The sequence below is a fragment of the Metabacillus indicus LMG 22858 genome, from assembly GCF_000708755.2.
GTDB classification, from domain to species: domain Bacteria; phylum Bacillota; class Bacilli; order Bacillales; family Bacillaceae; genus Bacillus_P; species Bacillus_P indicus.
In genome coordinates, this window is the sequence record NZ_JGVU02000002.1 from 838,657 (window position 1) to 855,751 (window position 17,095).

A 17,095-nucleotide genomic window follows, 5' to 3' on the forward strand; every position below is an offset into this window, starting at 1 on the left:
AAAGGGTTTCTGCTTAAAGTAGAAACCCTTTTTCAAGTTTATGTCTATTCTCCAGTTACAGGAAGAGTTAAAGTAAATGTCAGCCATCCTTCCTCAAAGTCCGCTCTCAAATGCCCCTCATGCAGTTCTGCAATTCGCCTGGCAATGGCTAAACCAAGGCCTGTACCACTATCCTCTTTTCTTGACTGGTCTCCCCTGTAAAATCGTTCAAATAGAGTATCCAGGCTTCCTTTGGGCTTTGAGTTTACACGGTTTGCCAAAGTAAATACTGCCTGTTGACCGCTTGTTTCAAGACTCAGTTGTATGACAGACGGCTTAAAACTGTAATTAACCGCATTTGACATCAGGTTTTCAAAAACCCTGATGATCTGTTCAACATCAACTGATACAGTCACTTCTTCTTCCGGAATGTCCACCTCTATTTTAAGGCTTTGGTCCTCAAGAATCGGAATATATTCACCAGCAAGCTGTCTGATGATTCCTGCAAGATCCACTTCCGTTTTCTTTACCTGCATATCTGGACTTGTCAGTTTGTTATACGTAAACAATTCGTCCAGTAAATGCTTGAGGCGCTGGGATTTAAACCGAAGAATGGTCAGGTATTCCACTACCTGCTGCTCAGTCAACCCTTCCCTGTTCATAAGAAGATCAAGATAACCAATAATGGAAGTCAAAGGTGTTCTGAGATCATGAGAAATGTTTGTAATCAGTTCATTTTTATTTTTTTCAAGCTCCCGCTCACGAAGAAATCTCGCTTCTAGCTCTTTTGACATCTGATTGATGTTTTCTCCAAGTCTTGCAAGTTCATCCCTTCCCTTAACTTCAATAACGTGACTAAGGTTTCCGCCGGCTATCAATTGGACCCCGTCAGAAATTTCATTCAGAAAGATTATTTTTTTCTTAATAAACAGCCATAAGCTGATAATAAAAAGAATGATAGCACTTGAAAAAATAACGATAATCAGAACGTTGTAAAGAAAAATGTTCATTTCTTCTACAGGTTCAGCAAGTACAAACCTTACAAGGATATTCGAAAGAACCGATACCCCTGCAACTGAAACAATAAAGCTGACAGCCACAGCAAAAAACAGCTTTACACTGAGTTTATTCCAAAACCGGATCATATTTTGTAGCCAACTCCCCAAATCGTCTTAATATAAATTGGCTGTTTAGGATCCAACTCAATTTTTTCTCTGATTTTTGTAATATGAACCATTACCGTACTGTCTGATTTGAAAAAGTCTTCTTTCCATACAGATTCGTAGATCTTTCGTATGCTCATGACCGTTCCTTTATTTTTAGCAAGCAATGAGAGGATATCAAATTCTTTCGGAGTCAGCCTTACCTCCCGACCTCTGGCCATGACCTGCCGTGTGGCTGTATTGATCTTTAAGCCGTCAAGTTCAATTACAGGAGTGTCAGACCTGTTCTGATCATTGTATTTTGTATATCTCCTGAGCTGCGATTTGACTCTGGCCATCAGCTCGAGTGGATGAAACGGCTTTGTCACGTAATCATCCGCACCGGAAGCAAGTCCTTGAATTTTATCCATATCCGCAGACTTTGCTGACACCATAATAATGGGCATGTTTCGTTCTTCGCGGATTCTCATGCATGCCTCAATTCCATTCATTTCCGGCATCATAATATCCAATATCACTAGATCAAATGATTCTCTTTCAAGCAAAGTAATAGCTTCTGAAGCCGTTTCCGCCCCCACAGAACGAATCCCCTCATTTTCAAGATAAATCGTAATCAGTTTTCTGATTTCCCTGTCGTCGTCAACGACTAATACATTTGAAGGCAAAGCTTTCATTCCTTTCGCCATTTGTGCACGCCAGTACATAGGCAGGCGGCAGGTTCATATATACTTTCGATATGTGTAAAGCAGAAAAATACTTTTTAAAGAGACCTTTTTTTAAAAGCGTATACTGAAACGTAATAAATTTCCCCTCTGCACCAAGAATGGATGCCGTTTCTGATAAAATCAAATCTGCTGTATCACTTGGAATACTTGCAAAAGGGAGTCCTGATAGGATATAGTCTGCCCTTTTAAACCCATACTTCTTCATATAATATGATGTGTTCTCGGCGGATCCATTTACAATGACAAGATCTTTGACATCGAAGAATCTATCCTTAAGAAGCCTGCTGAACACTTCATTTTGCTCAATTAATAGAATTCGGGTTCCAATTCTTCTCTTTTTAATTAGCTTTTCTGTAAAAACGCCTGTACCAGGACCATATTCTATAATAAAATCAGCGGTTTGAAAATCAATGGCTTCTGTCATGCATTCTGCAAGTTTTGGGGAACTTGGCAGCAGAGCACCTGTCGATCTGGGCTTATTTATATATTCTAAAAAAAAGGCTAAAGAATTCATCGTTATCACTCCGTGTTATTTCGTATGATTCGATCATAGAGACAAAATCTTAACCTTTTCACGGGGAAATTCTTAAGAATTCTTAAGACTATTGATTAGAAGGTTCCTGAAATGTAACATAGGGTACCTTTTTGAAGCCGGTCATAACTCAGACAATAGGGTTAAAAAAAGACCGATATGATTAATCGGTCTTCCGTTGACACACTAATTTTTAATTTTTTCAGCAACAGACAAAATAGCTTCAGTCAGAATCTCAGGCTGATCATGCATGATGGAATGGCTGCTTTCAGAGATTTTTATGAGTTCGCTGTTATTGGATAGAGAAGTTAGCATTTTCTGTGCATCAAGCCATTTCCCCTCAAGTTCCTTTTCTTCCAGTTCTGTAAATCCCATCGCCTTTGCCTGCATGTCCGGTTTCTCAGGTGTAATGACTGCAAGAGGTTTTCCTTTTAGAGAAGTTGTCTCGGCAAGCTTCCTTTCGAGAAGATTCATTTGCTTAATTTCTTCATTCATCACACTGAAGAAAGGAGCATCCCAGTGTACTTGAACATATCTCTCAGGAGAAAGAAATTCTGGTGCGTTATCTGAAAACATCTTCTCTCCCAATAGTCTGACAAGCCCTATCCGTGCTAAAAGGCCATTCATAGTTTGATCTTGAGTTTCAAAGAACACAGCATTGTAAGCTTCAGCCTGGACGGCAAAAAACTCATTTCTGGCATCTACCAGCACCATGCCCGCTACTTTTTCTGGATATCTTTCTGCGAAATGCCTTGTATAAATACCTCCTGCTGAATGTCCTATTAACAAAATGGGTCCCTTTATTTCTGTTTTTTCTAAGACAGTATATAAATCCTGAATAGTGGAGTCGACCGAAAAACCATCTTCTGGAGAATCACTATATCCGTATCCTGCACGGTCATAAGTAAGAACTTGGGTATATTTAGACAGCTCCTTTTGAATGTTCTTCCAGTCATATGACCATTGTCCGGCACCTGATTCGATGACAATCGCCGGCAGGTCAGTCTTTTCTCCCCTGATCACTGTATGAATGGACCGATCCCCGATTTTAATCATTTGCCCATTCGAAGGATAATTGTTTTTTGCCTGGCTATACCCATACCATTCATAAATTGAACCCATAATACAAGACAAAAGAATGATTCCTGCCGCTGCAAAAGCAATTGGTATAAGTATCTTGCGCTTTTGGGATCTAGTATCCTTTTTAGGGTTCATGACCCATCTCTCCTCGAATGTGTGTTTTTATAAAGGCATTTATCCTTGCAATAAGATGTTAATGGATTCATCAGTTGTTTCTTATAACTGCTCTCAAAAATTTTATTATGTAAGACGTTTTAACTGATTCCTTTACCATGCCTTCTGCAGACAAAAAGTCTCTGATTTGCCGTTTTCGGTTCGGTACCATAAGGAGCGGCAGTTGTTTCGGATCAAACCAGCCTGTCTGAGCTGTTTCTGGACCGTGAGCGATCAGTTCACCGCCTTCCTGTACAGCGGAATAGATATGCTGTATATCATTTTCATCAGACATATGATATTCACCTATTTTTGCTTCAATTCTAATGCAGCACCCTGTTTCCTCTTCTGCTTCTCTAACCGCACATTCCTCCAGGAGTTCGCCCTGATCAGCCCTTCCCCCTGGCAGATCCCAGATTGGATAATCGCGGCGCTTAATTAATAAAATGTTTCCTTCGTTATTTTTGATGATTGAAAAACATCCTGCTGTTGCACTTGCTTTCAAGTCGTTTTCATCTCCTTATGTCCCTTACCTGTTTGTTGAGTTTGCTGATTATAGCCGGAAACTCTTTCAAATGTTGAATGGTATGCTCTGTATAACATTCACCCCAACCATCATCTTTCTTCCATACTCCATGCATCCCCGAATTAACGGCAGCCTGTACATCATTCCATGGATGATCACCAAGGAATATACATTCTGCCGGAGTCACATTTAAGTTGTCTGATGCTTTTTTAAACAGACGGATATCGGGTTTTTTCATCCCTTCCCATTCAGAAATAAGGATCACATTAAAATATCGTTCGATGCCTAATGACCGAATTGAATTCATTTGAAAATCCCCATACCCATTTGAGATGATACCAAGAGAAAGATCCATGCTTTTCAGTTTTTCAAGCATTTCAATAAGACCGCTAAATGGCTTACAGCAATCTTTGAAAGATTGTATATAATCCCGCAAAAGGCATTCCCATTTTAATCCTGTCACTCCAAACTCGCTGACAAGCTGCTGAAAAACTTTGTCTTTCCATACATATCCCCGCTCTTCAAGTTCTATAAATCTTGAAATATAAGTTTCTCTGGGAATATGATTAAGATAAGAATAGAACTTGTCATATTGCCTTTCTATAAAAACTTTAACTGAATCCTCTCTGTTTAAAAGTGTCCCATCCAGGTCAAACAGAACAGCCCTGATCATATAATCTGCCTCCTTTCCCAGCTTATTTAATGATGGGTGGTGCTGTTCCTTTTATCCAATCCTCTATAAATGGTGCCTGATGAGAGTTCAGCTGTTTAGGGAGCTCGAGTTTCTCTAAAAAAACAACTCTCTTACTCTCTTTATTTTGAGTTAAATGCCCAGAGAATTTTTTTGTAAAAAAAATGACTTGCACGCTGTAAACCTTGTCTCCATTTTCATATTCTGCAAATCCCTTTTCCCCTGAATAAATGCCAAATAAATTCAGGTCTTCCAAGGTTAATCCTGTTTCCTCCCACACTTCTCTTTTTACAGTTTCTACAAAGGTCTCTCCCAGTTCAAGCAATCCCCCGGGAATGCCCCATTCTGAATGATCTGTTCTTTGCTGCAGTAGGATTCTGCCTTTATCATCTTCAATAATGGCTCCGCATCCCACGGTTAATAACGTCTGGTTGCCGATTAAATTTCTCATCGTTTGAATATAGTTGCTCATCATCATTGATTCCTCTCAATTAGCATTTATACTTCCAATTTTAACATAAATATCCAACTGTTCATTTAAAAAAGACACATCATATTAAATGATGTGCCACAGTGTTATTTAATAAGCTCCTTCTGAATAGGTCAGCTCATAGCTGTGTGTATAAATTTCAAAAATATTACCGAACGGATCTTCTACATAAACCATTTTGAACGGCTTTTCATCAGGATAGTATTCCCGGATCGGCATGCGCTGTTTCCCGCCATGTTCAATGATTTTCTTAACCATGCCCTCGATATCAGGATCCTGGATGCAGAAATGGAAGATGCCCGTTTTCCAGTATTCAAAATTGTTCTCAGGCTTTTCATTATGGGGAAACTCAAACAGTTCAATTCCAATTTTGTCTCCAGTTGAAAGATGGGCTATGCGGAATGTTTCCCACTCGTTTCCGAAAACGTCCCTGCACATTTGTCCAATTGCAGAGTCATCGTTTTCTACTTTAGAAGGTTCCATTAGGACATACCATCCGAAAACCTCTGTATAAAATTTGACTGCCTGGTCCAGGTCAGGAACAGAAAGTCCGATATGTGAAAATGATCTTGGATACGTCAGCATTGATTAAATTCCTCCTCAATTGTACGATAAACTTTTGGTACAAGATTAGTGTAACGAAATACGCTGAATGATGTAAGTATGCACTTTTATGTCAGATACTATCATTGAGGTAAGAAAGGAAGAAAATAATTGGACACAAATAAAGGTAAATTAAAATGTTCTATTGAATATACACTAAATAAAATAGGAGGAAAATGGAAAACGGTCATCCTTTGGCATCTTGGCACTGATGGAACGCTAAGATACAGTGAAATCCAACGGCTTCTGACAGGTGTCACCCATAAAGTACTGAGCCGGCAGCTGAAGGAACTTGAAGATGATGGGTTTGTAGAGCGCAGACAATATAATACAATGCCTCCGAAAGTGGAATATACCCTCACCTCAAAAGGAGAAACGCTAATGCCAATCCTTCAGCACATGCATGTGTGGGGAAAAGAAAATTGGGATGCTGAATAAAGGAGGAATCATGATGGCCTGGATTGCTGGATTACTTGCCGTTGCATTAGGGCTTGCTTACTTCATTGACCAAAAAAGAACGAACAGAAAAACCGTATCTCATAATCCTGGTGAAGAGAAAAACTTTATGATGGGCGACAATCGTTATTCAGGCGGCGGAGAATAACAATTGCCGCCCATTGTTTATTTTAAGGTGTTTCAAAAAGTAAAAAAACAGCTCCTTTCTTCCGAGCTGTTTTAACTGCTGAATTTATCGCCTCACTCTTTTATTGCCGTCCTTTTCCCGTATGATCATACATGTACTTGTTGAATGAGCTACAAGACTCCCTTTTTCATCGTAAATGTGGCACTCCAGCAGCCCCATTGTTGATCCCTTTTTAATGAGTCTGCCTTCAGCTCGAAGTACTGTATCCCAAACAGGCTTCAAAAAGTTTAATTTTAACTCTACCGTTGTAAATAATTCATCGTCGGCAAGCGTGCTTCCAAATGCATAACCCATAGCTGCATCTGCGATGTCACCTAACACTCCGCCGTGAAGAGTGCCCATTGGATTATGGTGTCTCTCTTGAGCCTTCATTTCAATTGTTACTCTTCCTTCTTCCACACCTATGATTTTAAAGCCAAGAAGCTGCGCAATGGGTGCATCCGGAATCTCACCCTTCATCATCTTTTTCAAGCCTTCTAACTGATTCATATAATCGCACCTTCCACTATGTAATACTTAATAATAAGGATAGATCAAAGACTATTTCAAGATTATTCTGTTATTTAACTTATAAATTTACAATTATAGCAAAGACATCTATTTGTAATATCAATAGAAACCTATTTTCCCCCTGTTATCTGCACCCTTTTAAACCAGTATTCCAAAGACTCCATCGGCTCTTCCCTCACATGCGCATAATAGATCTCCAATTCCTCAGCCTTAACACCATCTGGCAAAGTAAATGAAAAGTGAAAGTCTTTCTCTGTTTTCACATCATAGATTTGAGGCTCCAGTTCTGACAACCCTTCCCTTTTGATTGCATGCTCAACATCTTCCATGAGATATTTCCAGTCCATCTTGGTGTTCATATCCGTCCGGCTGCGGGAAACGGTGCCCGCACTCTTATTATCAGGAATATAGAAAATGAGATAATCGGTTGGAAAATGGTAGTAATCAAGTCTTTCTGACCAGCTTCCGCTTACATGCACCCTGCTGTTTTCGATGGATGTTTCAAAAATAAGTGAATCTGGCTTTACCCGATCAATGGAATGAAACAGAAAGAAACTGACAAATAGGATGCAGATGACTATTGGACTGAACAGCAGGATTGCAGCCAGTTTGTTTTTCTTCCATTTGCGGATGCCGGTTACTAATAAAAGAATCAGTATTAAAGCTACTATCAATGTCATTGTATAGCCCTCAAACTGTCATTTCATTTTCGTATTTACATTCGAGAGCATGGACTAACTGAGCATTAAGTACGTCTGCAAAAAAGCCAATTGAGAGTGAAGCGAGAAAAATAGTGCCCCCCATTAAGGCTAAACTAGGGTGAAGAATGCCAATGATTATAAAAAGCAGAATCCCTGCCGCATAAATGGAAGCAATCATCCAAGCGCACCCTTTAATTCTGCTGAGACCTGTTAAAGCCGCTTCTGAAAAAGCCTTCCTTTTCTCGATAAGACTAAGTAAGTGCACAGCCTGCTGCAAAGCGATGGCAAAAGGGATGACAGTCAAATAAATTCCAGCCAGTACGATTCCTTTTAAATAGGCAAACTCCGGAAATTGCTCAGCAGACAACTCAGCGAGACCTGGAAGCCAGAAAAAACTCAAACAAAAAACAGCCACCCCTACCAGGAGCACAGAAGCTTTCAAAAAAAGGATATATCCATTTTGCATAATGCACCTCATTCCAATGTTTTCCTATATATTACCCTGTTATTTATTGTAATTCAATAAATTTTTGTTGTTAAAACAAAAAAACAGCCAACTTCCATGAAAAAGAAAGCAGCTGTTTTATGGGATGAAAGCTTATGCATAAACACATCTCCTCAGTGAAAAATAAGGAAAAATCAACTAAATAGAGAAGGAGAAGTCCATGATTATCCTTTATATTCTTTTGGCATGTATTTCTATGCCCCAATCGATTGCCGGTGATTTAAATTCTTTGCAGACACATTCCTCAAATACTCATGAGAATTATCAACTAACCGAATTTTTCTATCATCATAACCAGACTGCCATTTCCTACCCCCAGCTATCCGGTATGAAGGATTCTTCTAAGCAGGAAAAATTAAATAAGAATATCAAAACCGATGCCTTAACAGTCCTTCACTATTATCCTGATGGAGCCATGACGGATGGATTGACTTTAGACATCATGCACACGATTAAAAGGATGGACCGTGAACTGCTGAGTATACAGTATGATGGACTCGGCAATGTATCGGGCACAGCCCACCCCTCTAATCATTTTTATACCTCAACGTACCTGCTGACTGATGGAGAGCGGGTAAAATTAGATCAGCTCGTAACTCTGAACGAAGCTTTTGCCGAAACGCTTAAGAAAAAAAGCAAGGCATTATCCCCTGCCATGGAGGGCTACCTTGATGGATTTTCGAATCAGGACCTGCTTGCTAAACTTCAAACTGCCGATCAGCTTGAAAGGATTGGAGAAAACGATCAGTCTGATGTTTTCAGCTATTGGACAAAAGATTCCTTAGGCATCAGCATCGGAGTAAGCCATGCACAGGGAGACCATGCGGAATTTGAAGTGCTAAAGAAAGAAATCGTTCCTTTTTTTAAAAAAACCTATAGCAGAATAAAAAATTGTTTTGATTTGCAAGGTACGTTTCCATTAAGCATTTATTGTACGACTTGATTTTTCATCAAAATAAGAAGCCTTAGAGGGCATCATCACAGCAACAAGCAGACCTGCCGCAAACAGGACGCTTGCACCTGAAAAGACAAGGCAGACTGTCTGCAGGGTGAACCATTCTGCTGCTAATCCTAATAGGAGCGTCAGGATAATTTGCACGATTCCCTGAAGCATATCAGCAGCGCTTCCAAACCTGCCCATAATGGCGACAGGGACATTCAGCTGAAAGAAAGTCGCATAGCCCGAATTGGCGAACGCCATAAAAAAGCCGAGAAAAACAAAAGACAGTGTAGCTGTCATAAATCCGTTTGAGCTGTAGAAAAACAAATACCCGACAGAAGTCATCAGCATGCCTGTACCCATATAGAAGCCTAGCTTCATTTTGGAAGCAAGTGCTGCTGATGCGGCAGCGCCGGCGAGCGCACCTAGTCCTGTCAGACTGACGATTATTCCGTAATCCTGATCTGTCAGCTCAAGATGCTGCTTAATAAAGGTTGCCTCCTGAGAATCAAGGGCAAAGCCAATCAGCATGGCTGCCTGAAAGAAAACGTATACCGCCATAAAATAAGATGCCTTTTTTCCAAATTGAAAGACAGTCCTCCAGTCATCGACAATCGTTTGAAATCTGCCGCGTTTATTCGATTGATACGGCTCTTCCTCTAGCTCCGGCAGGAAAAAGAGAATAAATCCGCAGGCAATAAAGGATACAGCATTGATAAAAATGCAAATGTCTGTTCCAAAATGCATAATCAGAAACCCTGCAACTGCAGGACCGGTCAAAAAAGCTCCGGAGCTTGCCATTCCCATTATAGAATTAAATCTCTTTCTCTTTTCAGAAGGAATCATTTTCGTTATGTAAACAGAAGAACTTGGACCAAAAAAAGAACCTGCCATATTAATAAGCAGAACAGCCAGATAAATGAACCAAAGCGAATCCAAAAACGGGATGACAGCCACCATTCCGCCTCTGAAAACGTCAGTGTAAATCATCAGCTTCTTTTTATCCATCCGGTCAATAACACTGCCGGCCCATGTGTTTGTCATCAGCATGGCAATCGGCCTGATTATATAAAGTCCTGCAACCGCCGCCGCCGAACCTGTTAAGTTCAAGATGGATAAATTGATGGCAATCAGGTAGATCCAGCTGCCTAAATTTGATATGCCGATTCCTGAGATCAGCAGAGACGGCACTTTCCATGCATTCATTAACCCACCCCATATAAAAGAATTATGTAAAGATATCTTACCACTTTTCACCAGTCGTTTTTTCTTCAATTGTGAATCTTCTCCAAATTTTAGAATTTTTTCAAACAATTCTTGCCGGCATTCTCAATCCCTTTTTTTCATTCAAAAGAGAAGGTACAATAGACCAAGAAAGGATGTGCTAAAATGGCTGTCGTTCTGCCGCATATTGAAGATGCCAACACAACGGGCTATATCCCTCCTGCTGGAGATTATGAAACATTTGAAAATGAAACGGATTATGAAAAAAAAGTAAAAGAATGGGGTCTTCGCGTAAAAAAAGAGTACTGGTATAAGGAACGTACACACCAGAGACTTGTTGCAATTAAAGGATACCAGTCTTCCGGTGCAACACATACAACGCTTGTCATCCAGTTTCAAGACGGCAATCTTTCGTGCATTCACCCGGCTTACTTGAAAGAAATGCAGTCGGGAAATTTCGGCAAGGAAGTAAAAGAGCCTGCTCCTGATGCTGCTCCTGCTATGAGTACAGAAGAAACGGCATTAAAGGCTCCTTCAGAACCTGCCGTGACACTTTCTGCCAAGCAGGCTGAACCCTCTGAAGAACCTAAAAAGCCTGCAGCTAAAAAAGCAAAGCAGCCAAAGCTCGCTCTGCCTGATGACAAGGTCCAATTTACGGCAAAAGTAAAGCAGCTGGCGCTCAGCTGGAATCATTTTAATGAAGAAAACGACGAAGTAGTGATACTTGAAGATGTAGTAATTGGAGGCGAAGATCCCCTTGAAGTCGGACTTGCCTGGTGCTCCCACAGCAAAACCCTGAAAAAATATGAGCTTGCAGCTGGTGACAGCCTGAACTTTAACGGGAAGATCGTCAAAAAAACAATGCCTAAAGGGAAAGATGTAGAAGATGAATCCATGCTGCTCGACGTTTCTGTACCTTACAAAATCAACAATCCGTCTAAAATCGTCAAAGACTGATCAGCGCACCATTATTGGTGTGCTTTTTCTTATTTTGCCTCCTCTGCAATGGCTGATTTTTCCCCGGAGAGCTTGAAATATTTCACCTCCAATTGCGGATACTAACGTTTAGAAAAGGACGCGAGGGGTATTTATGCTACATCAATGCTTCCGACTACTATTTCAAGAGGTGACGACAAAAAGATGAGCATGAATCGAGGAATCATAACAGCAGTTGGTGCGATAGCCATTGCACAGGGATTAAAAATATTCACCTACAAACGTCTTTCAGGAAAATGGGATGTGAAGCAAATTGTCACGACTGGCGGAATGCCGAGCTCCCACTCAGCAGGTGTAGCTGCTCTTTCCACTTATGTTGCAGCCAAAAATGGGACAACATCCATTGAAACCGCAATTGCCGTCATTTTCGGCATTATTGTCATGTATGATGCCCAGGGCATCAGGCGGCATACAGGCGAAATCGCCAAACTGATCAATGACATTGACGGAGAGATGGCCGTTATTTCGGAGCACCTTCCAGGTCTTGGCCACATTAAGCGCGAAGAAGAACTGAAAGAGGTGCTTGGACATCAGCCTCTTGAAGTTGTTGGCGGAGGTATTTTAGGTGTGGTTCTTGGGTTAATCAGTGCAAAACTTGAGGATAATTAAGAGAGAGAGCAAATAGCTCTCTTTTCTTTTTGTGAAGAAAGATTTCGTTAAGAAAAAACCTTACTTACATCGTTTACTTCCAACTACCACTGTTTTACTGCCAACTTTGGATTCTTTACTACCAACTTTCATTCGTTCACTGCCGACTTTTACCGAATAACTACCAGCTTCATTGGATTCGTTGCCATCCGGCTTCTGCTAAAGGATGATTATTTCAGCTCAATGCCCGCTTCTCAATCTTCTCCATGAGATGATCCACCAGCTGATCGATCTCCATCGACAGAGACTGTTTCTCCCCGTGTTTCCTGACATTAACACTTCCCGCACTCTTTTCCTGATCGCCCAGCACAATCATGTACGGCACCCTGCTTTTTTGTGCCTTTCTGATTTTATAGCCAAGCTTTTCCCCGCTTGCATCCAATTGAACGCGTATGCCCTTTTCTGCCAGCTTATTTTTGACTTCTTCTGCATAGCCCAGGTGTACTTCTGCAACTGGAAGAATCACAGCCTGAACCGGGGCAAGCCACAAAGGAAACACACCTGCAAAGTGCTCGATAAGAATACCAAGAAATCTGTCAAGAGAGCCTGCAATGGCGCGGTGAATGACAACTGGACGTTCTTTTTCATTTTTTTCGCTGATATAGCTGCATTCAAACTTCACAGGCATCTGAAAATCAAGCTGCACTGTCGCACATTGATGACTTCTCTTCATGGCATCCTGGATGTGAAAATCAATCTTTGGTCCGTAAAAAGCTCCGTCGCCTTCATTTATGCGGTAAGGCATCCCCATTTCGTCCAGCACTCCCTGCAGTGCCGCTTCCGCATCCTGCCAAAGCTCATCATCCCCCATTGAATTTTCAGGTCTAGTTGAAAGCTCGACCGAATAGTCAAATCCAAGAGTACTGTAAACATAGTCAATCATCCCAAGAACGCTTTTTACTTCCTCCTGTATTTGATCCGGACGCACGAACAAATGAGCATCATCCTGACAAAAAGTCCGTACTCTCAGCAGGCCGTTTAAAGCCCCGCTGTACTCATGCCGGTGGACCTGACCGAATTCCGCATATCTGACCGGCAGATCTCTGTAAGAAAAAAGCTGCTGGTTGAACATGATCATGTGTCCTGGACAATTCATAGGCTTCAGCGCAAATGTTTCTTCATCCACATTTGAAAAATACATATTTTCGTGATAATGATCCCAGTGGCCGGACTGTCTCCATAACCGCTCATTCATCATAAACGGGGAAGAAACCTCCTGATAGCCTGCTGCACCCTGAACCTCCCGGAGCAGCGACTGCAGCTCGTTGCGCATCATTTGACCGTTTGGCAGGAAAAAGGGCATGCCGGGTGCTTCTTCAGAAAACAGGAAAAGCTCCATCTCTTTACCAATCTTGCGGTGATCCCGTTTCTTTAATTCCTCCTGCTCTTTTTCAAACAAAACCATTTCTTTTCTGCTTGCAAATGCTGCACCGCTTATCCGCTGAAGCACATGTCCTGACTTGTCACCCTTCCAGTAGGAGCCAGCAACTGCGTGAAGTTTAAAGGCTTTAATGTCAGAGATGAAGAGGGATTCATTCGATATGTTCATATACTCCCCGTGCCTGCAGACGGACACACTCTCCCCGTCCATTTCACGCAGCTGCTCCGCTTTTAAAAACTCTCCCTTTTCAGAAAATAAATCTGCGGCGTCTTTTGGGGATAAAGAAATGCAATCCCACTTCTCTCCCTGATCTAAGATGCGTTCCATTTCCGCTTCAATGTCTTTCAGTTCTTTTTCTTTTATGCTGTGCGGAAGCAGAAACTCTGCATAAAAACCTTGCTGATGAGAAGCCTCGCCCCCAAGAACCGCTCCCGGATACAGTCTGCTGACTGCCCTTGCGAGAAGCTGTGCACTTGAATAATTGATGACCTCCTGATTTTTTTCCTTTTTCTGATTTTCCATCATAATCCCTTCTTTCGCAGAAATATAAAAAAGCGCACTCATCCCTATAGCAGGGACGAGCGCGCTTTGCCCGTGGTTCCACCCAGATTCCTGATTCAGAAAAGCGTAAGTGCCCGTTCAGCTCCGACAGACAGATAAAAAATCCGGCAGAGGAGTTGGGCACTGAAGCTGGACAAAGATGCTAGATCATTTACCCATACTTCTCTAAAAACAGCTCCAGAGCTTTAACGCAGCGGCTGCGGCACGGCATTTCCTCCGTGCGGTTCAAAGGCGGTAAGTTCATGCTCCTGCGCCGGGAAGTTCTCAGCCATCCTTCCCTCTCTGTTGCGCGGCGTTCATGCCTCGTGTCCTTTTCGAAACCTTTAAAATATAAAAAGCGCACTCATCCCTATGACAGGGACGAGCGCGCTTAGCCCGTGGTTCCACCCAGATTTCCGTTAGAGAAGCGTAAGTGCCCGCATCGATGTGCAAACCTTTACCCAAACTTTCCCAAACAACGGCTCCAGAGCTTTAACGCAGCGGCTGCGGCACGGCATTTCCTCCGTGCGGTTCAAAGGCGGTAAGCACATTTTCCATGTTGGGAAGTTTCCAGCAGTCCTTCCCTCTCTGGCAACCGGTAAAAATGGCTCGTGTCCTTTTCATCACGTTTTCTAAATTAACATGATTTTACAATGTGAGTGAAATGATTTCAACTGTTTTTTTAGTTTATGTAAAAAACTTCTGATCAGTGATGCGAATTTTTTACTGTCCAGCCAGTCTTTTCAGGCATGTTTTTCTGAGGTTCACTGCCCTTTTACAAGGAAATAAATCTCAACGATGGAAGTTTTTTTAAAAAAAGACGCATGTCTGCGTCATTTTTTTCGGCTAGGAAGCCAGATACGCTTCAAAATTTTTATAAAGGATATATCGCTGAAGCCCTCTTGTCTGCTCGAATGCCATGGCGGCGCGCTCTTTGGCTTCGCTCTTTTTTCCTTGTTTTTCTGCCATTTCTGCAAGGATGCTGTTTTTCATCCAGCCCTCCTGCAGCCTTTCTGCATGGTCTCTGGCTTCTTTAAATTTTCTGCTTTCAGCTGCAATCAGTCCCTCATAGTAGGTTCTGTATGCCGGAGATTTAATCAAATGGAGGTATTTTTTCGCTTCAGACGGCTCCTGTTTATATAAAGCATATGTCGTTTGAATCAACGCCCGGCGCTCTGAGTTTTTATATTTTGACTGGAATTTCCCCATAGCCTCTTCGGCTTCATCATCCAGGTTGTTCGCGACTGCATAATAAAACTGATACATTGGATTACTCTGATGCTTGAGAATATATGATTCAGACTTTCGAATGTCCTTTGAAAAGAGGACCGGACTTATCTGGACATACATGTACCACCCCATTGACAGAGTAAGCAGTAATCCGATCAGGTAAATAGGCGCTTCAAAAAATCCAAGTAAAAAGCATCCGAGAAAGATAACCGTATAAAAAATGATGTGCTGTTTCAACATTGTGCCTCCCCTTTATGTACACTAGCTTCATCATAAAGTGTGACCGAAAGGGAAGCAATAGCTTTTATTCCAAAAATCGAATGAGTTCCCGGTTGAACTTTTCCAGCTCATCATAGAATAGGCCATGGCCGCTGTATTTAAACGGAATAAGTTCAGAATCAAGAATGCCTTTATGCATCAGCTCTGCGAAAATAAACGGGCATATTTGATCTTTCATGCCATGGAAAATAGCTGTCGGAACGATGATTTTCCCTAGATCCTCTCTCAAATCTTCATCACGGAGAGACTCGGCTGTCTGTGCCGTCCCATGTCCTGATGCATCAAGACCAAGGCTCTGGAACCAATTTTTAAAGCTTTCTGAGATGTACTTGGCGAAAAAAATCTGCCCGAATCCTGTCAGCATGTCGGGTCTGTCGGTATAGGTCTGCTGAATCAGTTTGGTGACTTCAGATTTGGCCATTCCATGCGGATAGTCAGGCCGCTTTGTAAATGATGGAGCCGCTGCCCCAAAAAGGGCGAGCTTCCTGACCCTGTAACCTGAATGCCTCGCCATATACCGGATGGCAATGGCACCGCCCATTGAAAAACCGCCCAGTGTAATATCTTTTAGCTGGAGGATTTCAATGACGGCCTTAACGTCATCAGAAAGCCGGTCATAGGAATAACCGGTATAAGGTCTATCTGATTTTCCAAATCCACGCAAGTCTATGAGAACGCACCTGAAACCAAGCTTAGGAAGCTGATTCAGCTGATATTCGTACATCCTGTGGTCAACCGGCCAGCCGTGGATCAAAAAAAGCACCTGGCCATCACTTGGCCCCACATCTTCAACGTAGATTTTTACAGCATCATCCGTCTGAATAAAATATCCCATGTTTACACCCTTCCCGCTTACGAAAAATACCCTTTTTCCTCATTCTCCAGCGCGATATGACTTGGATAGTTCTGCTCTGTCATTGTAATCCAGTCGGCGACTTCATTAAGCATTGCCTGAACCTTTTCCCGCGTCAGTCCTTCTTCGGCTGCACGGTACCAGATATCCTCCATGATGGTGCTCAAATTACGCGGGTAAGAAACTTGGTCATATCTGAGAACGTAGCTCAGAATCGGCTCAGCATCCCTTCCTCCCTGTTCTGTTTGGGATGAGTGCCTGACAAGCCATCCCTCCTCATTCCGGATCAGAGTATACCTGTCACTCTTGCCCCATTTGCGGGTGAAAACATTTAAATAAAACGTCTCGCCCAGTGTCTGATCACACGGTTCATCGTTCGCCTGCTGATCATTAAGGTAATTCAGCAGTTCCTGAACAGGCCGGATGTGCTGGTAAAACTGGGGATCTCCCGGTGTCATCTTGCGCAGCCGGACTGTTTTTTTCAAATGTTTTGGTTTTGGATCCAGGGATAGATAAAGAGAGTGGGCGGCTATTCCCATTTCGTCATAAACCTGTTCAATATGACGGTACGACTGAACCTGTCTTTTTTCTCTGGACAGCGAAAGAAAGTGAAGGATTTCCTCAAGCTTAGATTGAATCCTGTTTTTCAGCTCTGATTGTTCGGCACTTAATTCTACTTTCATCCAGTTACCCTCCTAACTAG

Annotated in this window: 20 protein-coding genes and 1 pseudogene; 5 read left to right on the forward strand and 16 right to left on the reverse strand. The window is 42.0% G+C overall.

The features are described 5' to 3' along the window. Positions 1-44: 44 nt before the first annotated feature. The 8 genes from AZ46_RS07380 to AZ46_RS07415 form a co-directional block, all read right to left on the reverse strand. Positions 45-1,124, reverse strand: a complete 1,080-nt coding sequence (locus tag AZ46_RS07380) for a HAMP domain-containing sensor histidine kinase (protein WP_029280545.1) — start codon at positions 1,122-1,124, stop codon at positions 45-47. Then, on the reverse strand, positions 1,121-1,828 hold the full coding sequence (locus AZ46_RS07385) for a response regulator transcription factor (protein ID WP_412768596.1): 708 nt from the start codon (positions 1,826-1,828) through the stop codon (positions 1,121-1,123). The genes AZ46_RS07380 and AZ46_RS07385 overlap by 4 nt, the downstream gene beginning before the upstream one ends. Then, the gene (locus AZ46_RS07390) at positions 1,782-2,381 is read right to left on the reverse strand and encodes a class I SAM-dependent methyltransferase (protein ID WP_029280541.1); all 600 of its coding nucleotides are present in this window, start codon (positions 2,379-2,381) and stop codon (positions 1,782-1,784) included. The genes AZ46_RS07385 and AZ46_RS07390 overlap by 47 nt, the downstream gene beginning before the upstream one ends. Positions 2,382-2,585: 204 nt before the next feature. Then, entirely contained in the window at positions 2,586-3,614 is a 1,029-nt protein-coding gene (locus tag AZ46_RS07395) for an alpha/beta fold hydrolase (protein WP_029280540.1), read from the reverse strand. A 70-nt stretch (positions 3,615-3,684) separates the two neighbouring features. Next, positions 3,685-4,137, reverse strand: coding sequence for an NUDIX hydrolase (locus AZ46_RS07400; RefSeq protein ID WP_029280539.1), 453 nt, complete (start codon positions 4,135-4,137; stop codon positions 3,685-3,687). 7 nt (positions 4,138-4,144) lie between these two features. Continuing rightward, positions 4,145-4,831, reverse strand: coding sequence for an HAD family hydrolase (locus AZ46_RS07405; protein ID WP_029280538.1), 687 nt, complete (start codon positions 4,829-4,831; stop codon positions 4,145-4,147). 22 nt (positions 4,832-4,853) lie between these two features. Continuing rightward, entirely contained in the window at positions 4,854-5,321 is a 468-nt protein-coding gene (locus AZ46_RS07410; RefSeq protein WP_029280537.1) for an NUDIX hydrolase, read from the reverse strand. A gap of 108 nt (positions 5,322-5,429) precedes the next feature. After that, on the reverse strand, positions 5,430-5,921 hold the full coding sequence (locus AZ46_RS07415) for a lactoylglutathione lyase family protein (protein WP_035319273.1): 492 nt from the start codon (positions 5,919-5,921) through the stop codon (positions 5,430-5,432). A 132-nt stretch (positions 5,922-6,053) separates the two neighbouring features. Here AZ46_RS07415 and AZ46_RS07420 point away from each other — a divergent pair, with 132 nt between their 5' ends. Together AZ46_RS07420 and AZ46_RS21890 are read left to right on the forward strand one after the other, a co-directional pair. Beyond that, the gene (locus AZ46_RS07420; protein WP_029280535.1) at positions 6,054-6,380 is read left to right on the forward strand and encodes a winged helix-turn-helix transcriptional regulator; all 327 of its coding nucleotides are present in this window, start codon (positions 6,054-6,056) and stop codon (positions 6,378-6,380) included. Positions 6,381-6,393: 13 nt separating this feature from the next. Beyond that, a complete protein-coding gene (locus tag AZ46_RS21890; protein ID WP_161781202.1) occupies positions 6,394-6,546 on the forward strand; it encodes a hypothetical protein in 153 nt (50 codons plus the stop codon). Between the two features lie 84 nt (positions 6,547-6,630). On the opposite strand, the gene AZ46_RS07425 is transcribed toward AZ46_RS21890, so the two are convergent. The 3 genes from AZ46_RS07425 to AZ46_RS07435 form a co-directional block, all read right to left on the reverse strand. Then, positions 6,631-7,074, reverse strand: a complete 444-nt coding sequence (locus AZ46_RS07425) for a PaaI family thioesterase (protein ID WP_029280534.1) — start codon at positions 7,072-7,074, stop codon at positions 6,631-6,633. A gap of 131 nt (positions 7,075-7,205) precedes the next feature. Next, positions 7,206-7,775 carry a hypothetical protein gene (locus AZ46_RS07430; protein WP_029280533.1) on the reverse strand — a complete coding sequence of 190 codons (570 nt, stop codon included), beginning with the start codon at positions 7,773-7,775 and terminating at the stop codon, positions 7,206-7,208. A 10-nt stretch (positions 7,776-7,785) separates the two neighbouring features. Next, entirely contained in the window at positions 7,786-8,196 is a 411-nt protein-coding gene (locus AZ46_RS07435) for a DUF2975 domain-containing protein (protein ID WP_161781203.1), read from the reverse strand. A gap of 265 nt (positions 8,197-8,461) precedes the next feature. Here AZ46_RS07435 and AZ46_RS07440 point away from each other — a divergent pair, with 265 nt between their 5' ends. Beyond that, a complete protein-coding gene (locus tag AZ46_RS07440) occupies positions 8,462-9,244 on the forward strand; it encodes a polysaccharide deacetylase family protein (protein ID WP_029280531.1) in 783 nt (260 codons plus the stop codon). Here the strand turns inward: AZ46_RS07440 and AZ46_RS07445 are convergent. Beyond that, on the reverse strand, positions 9,221-10,447 hold the full coding sequence (locus tag AZ46_RS07445) for an MFS transporter (protein WP_029280530.1): 1,227 nt from the start codon (positions 10,445-10,447) through the stop codon (positions 9,221-9,223). The two genes, AZ46_RS07440 and AZ46_RS07445, sit on opposite strands and share 24 nt — an antisense overlap. A gap of 183 nt (positions 10,448-10,630) precedes the next feature. Here AZ46_RS07445 and AZ46_RS07450 point away from each other — a divergent pair, with 183 nt between their 5' ends. Both AZ46_RS07450 and AZ46_RS07455 read left to right on the forward strand, forming a co-directional pair. Then, entirely contained in the window at positions 10,631-11,422 is a 792-nt protein-coding gene (locus AZ46_RS07450; protein WP_029280529.1) for a hypothetical protein, read from the forward strand. 189 nt (positions 11,423-11,611) lie between these two features. Beyond that, a complete protein-coding gene (locus AZ46_RS07455) occupies positions 11,612-12,070 on the forward strand; it encodes a divergent PAP2 family protein (RefSeq protein ID WP_029280527.1) in 459 nt (152 codons plus the stop codon). 214 nt (positions 12,071-12,284) lie between these two features. On the opposite strand, the pseudogene thrS reads toward AZ46_RS07455, so the two are convergent. The 4 genes and pseudogenes from thrS to AZ46_RS07475 form a co-directional block, all read right to left on the reverse strand. After that, positions 12,285-13,955: pseudogene (thrS, locus tag AZ46_RS07460) on the reverse strand (threonine--tRNA ligase); the annotation flags it as partial. Positions 13,956-14,876: 921 nt separating this feature from the next. Then, the gene (locus AZ46_RS07465; protein ID WP_152554729.1) at positions 14,877-15,497 is read right to left on the reverse strand and encodes a hypothetical protein; all 621 of its coding nucleotides are present in this window, start codon (positions 15,495-15,497) and stop codon (positions 14,877-14,879) included. 67 nt (positions 15,498-15,564) lie between these two features. Continuing rightward, positions 15,565-16,374 (reverse strand): alpha/beta fold hydrolase, encoded by an 810-nt coding sequence (locus tag AZ46_RS07470; protein ID WP_029280521.1) that lies wholly within the window; start codon positions 16,372-16,374, stop codon positions 15,565-15,567. A gap of 17 nt (positions 16,375-16,391) precedes the next feature. Continuing rightward, positions 16,392-17,075, reverse strand: a complete 684-nt coding sequence (locus tag AZ46_RS07475) for a hypothetical protein (RefSeq protein WP_029280520.1) — start codon at positions 17,073-17,075, stop codon at positions 16,392-16,394. Between the last annotated feature and the right edge of the window lie 20 nt (positions 17,076-17,095).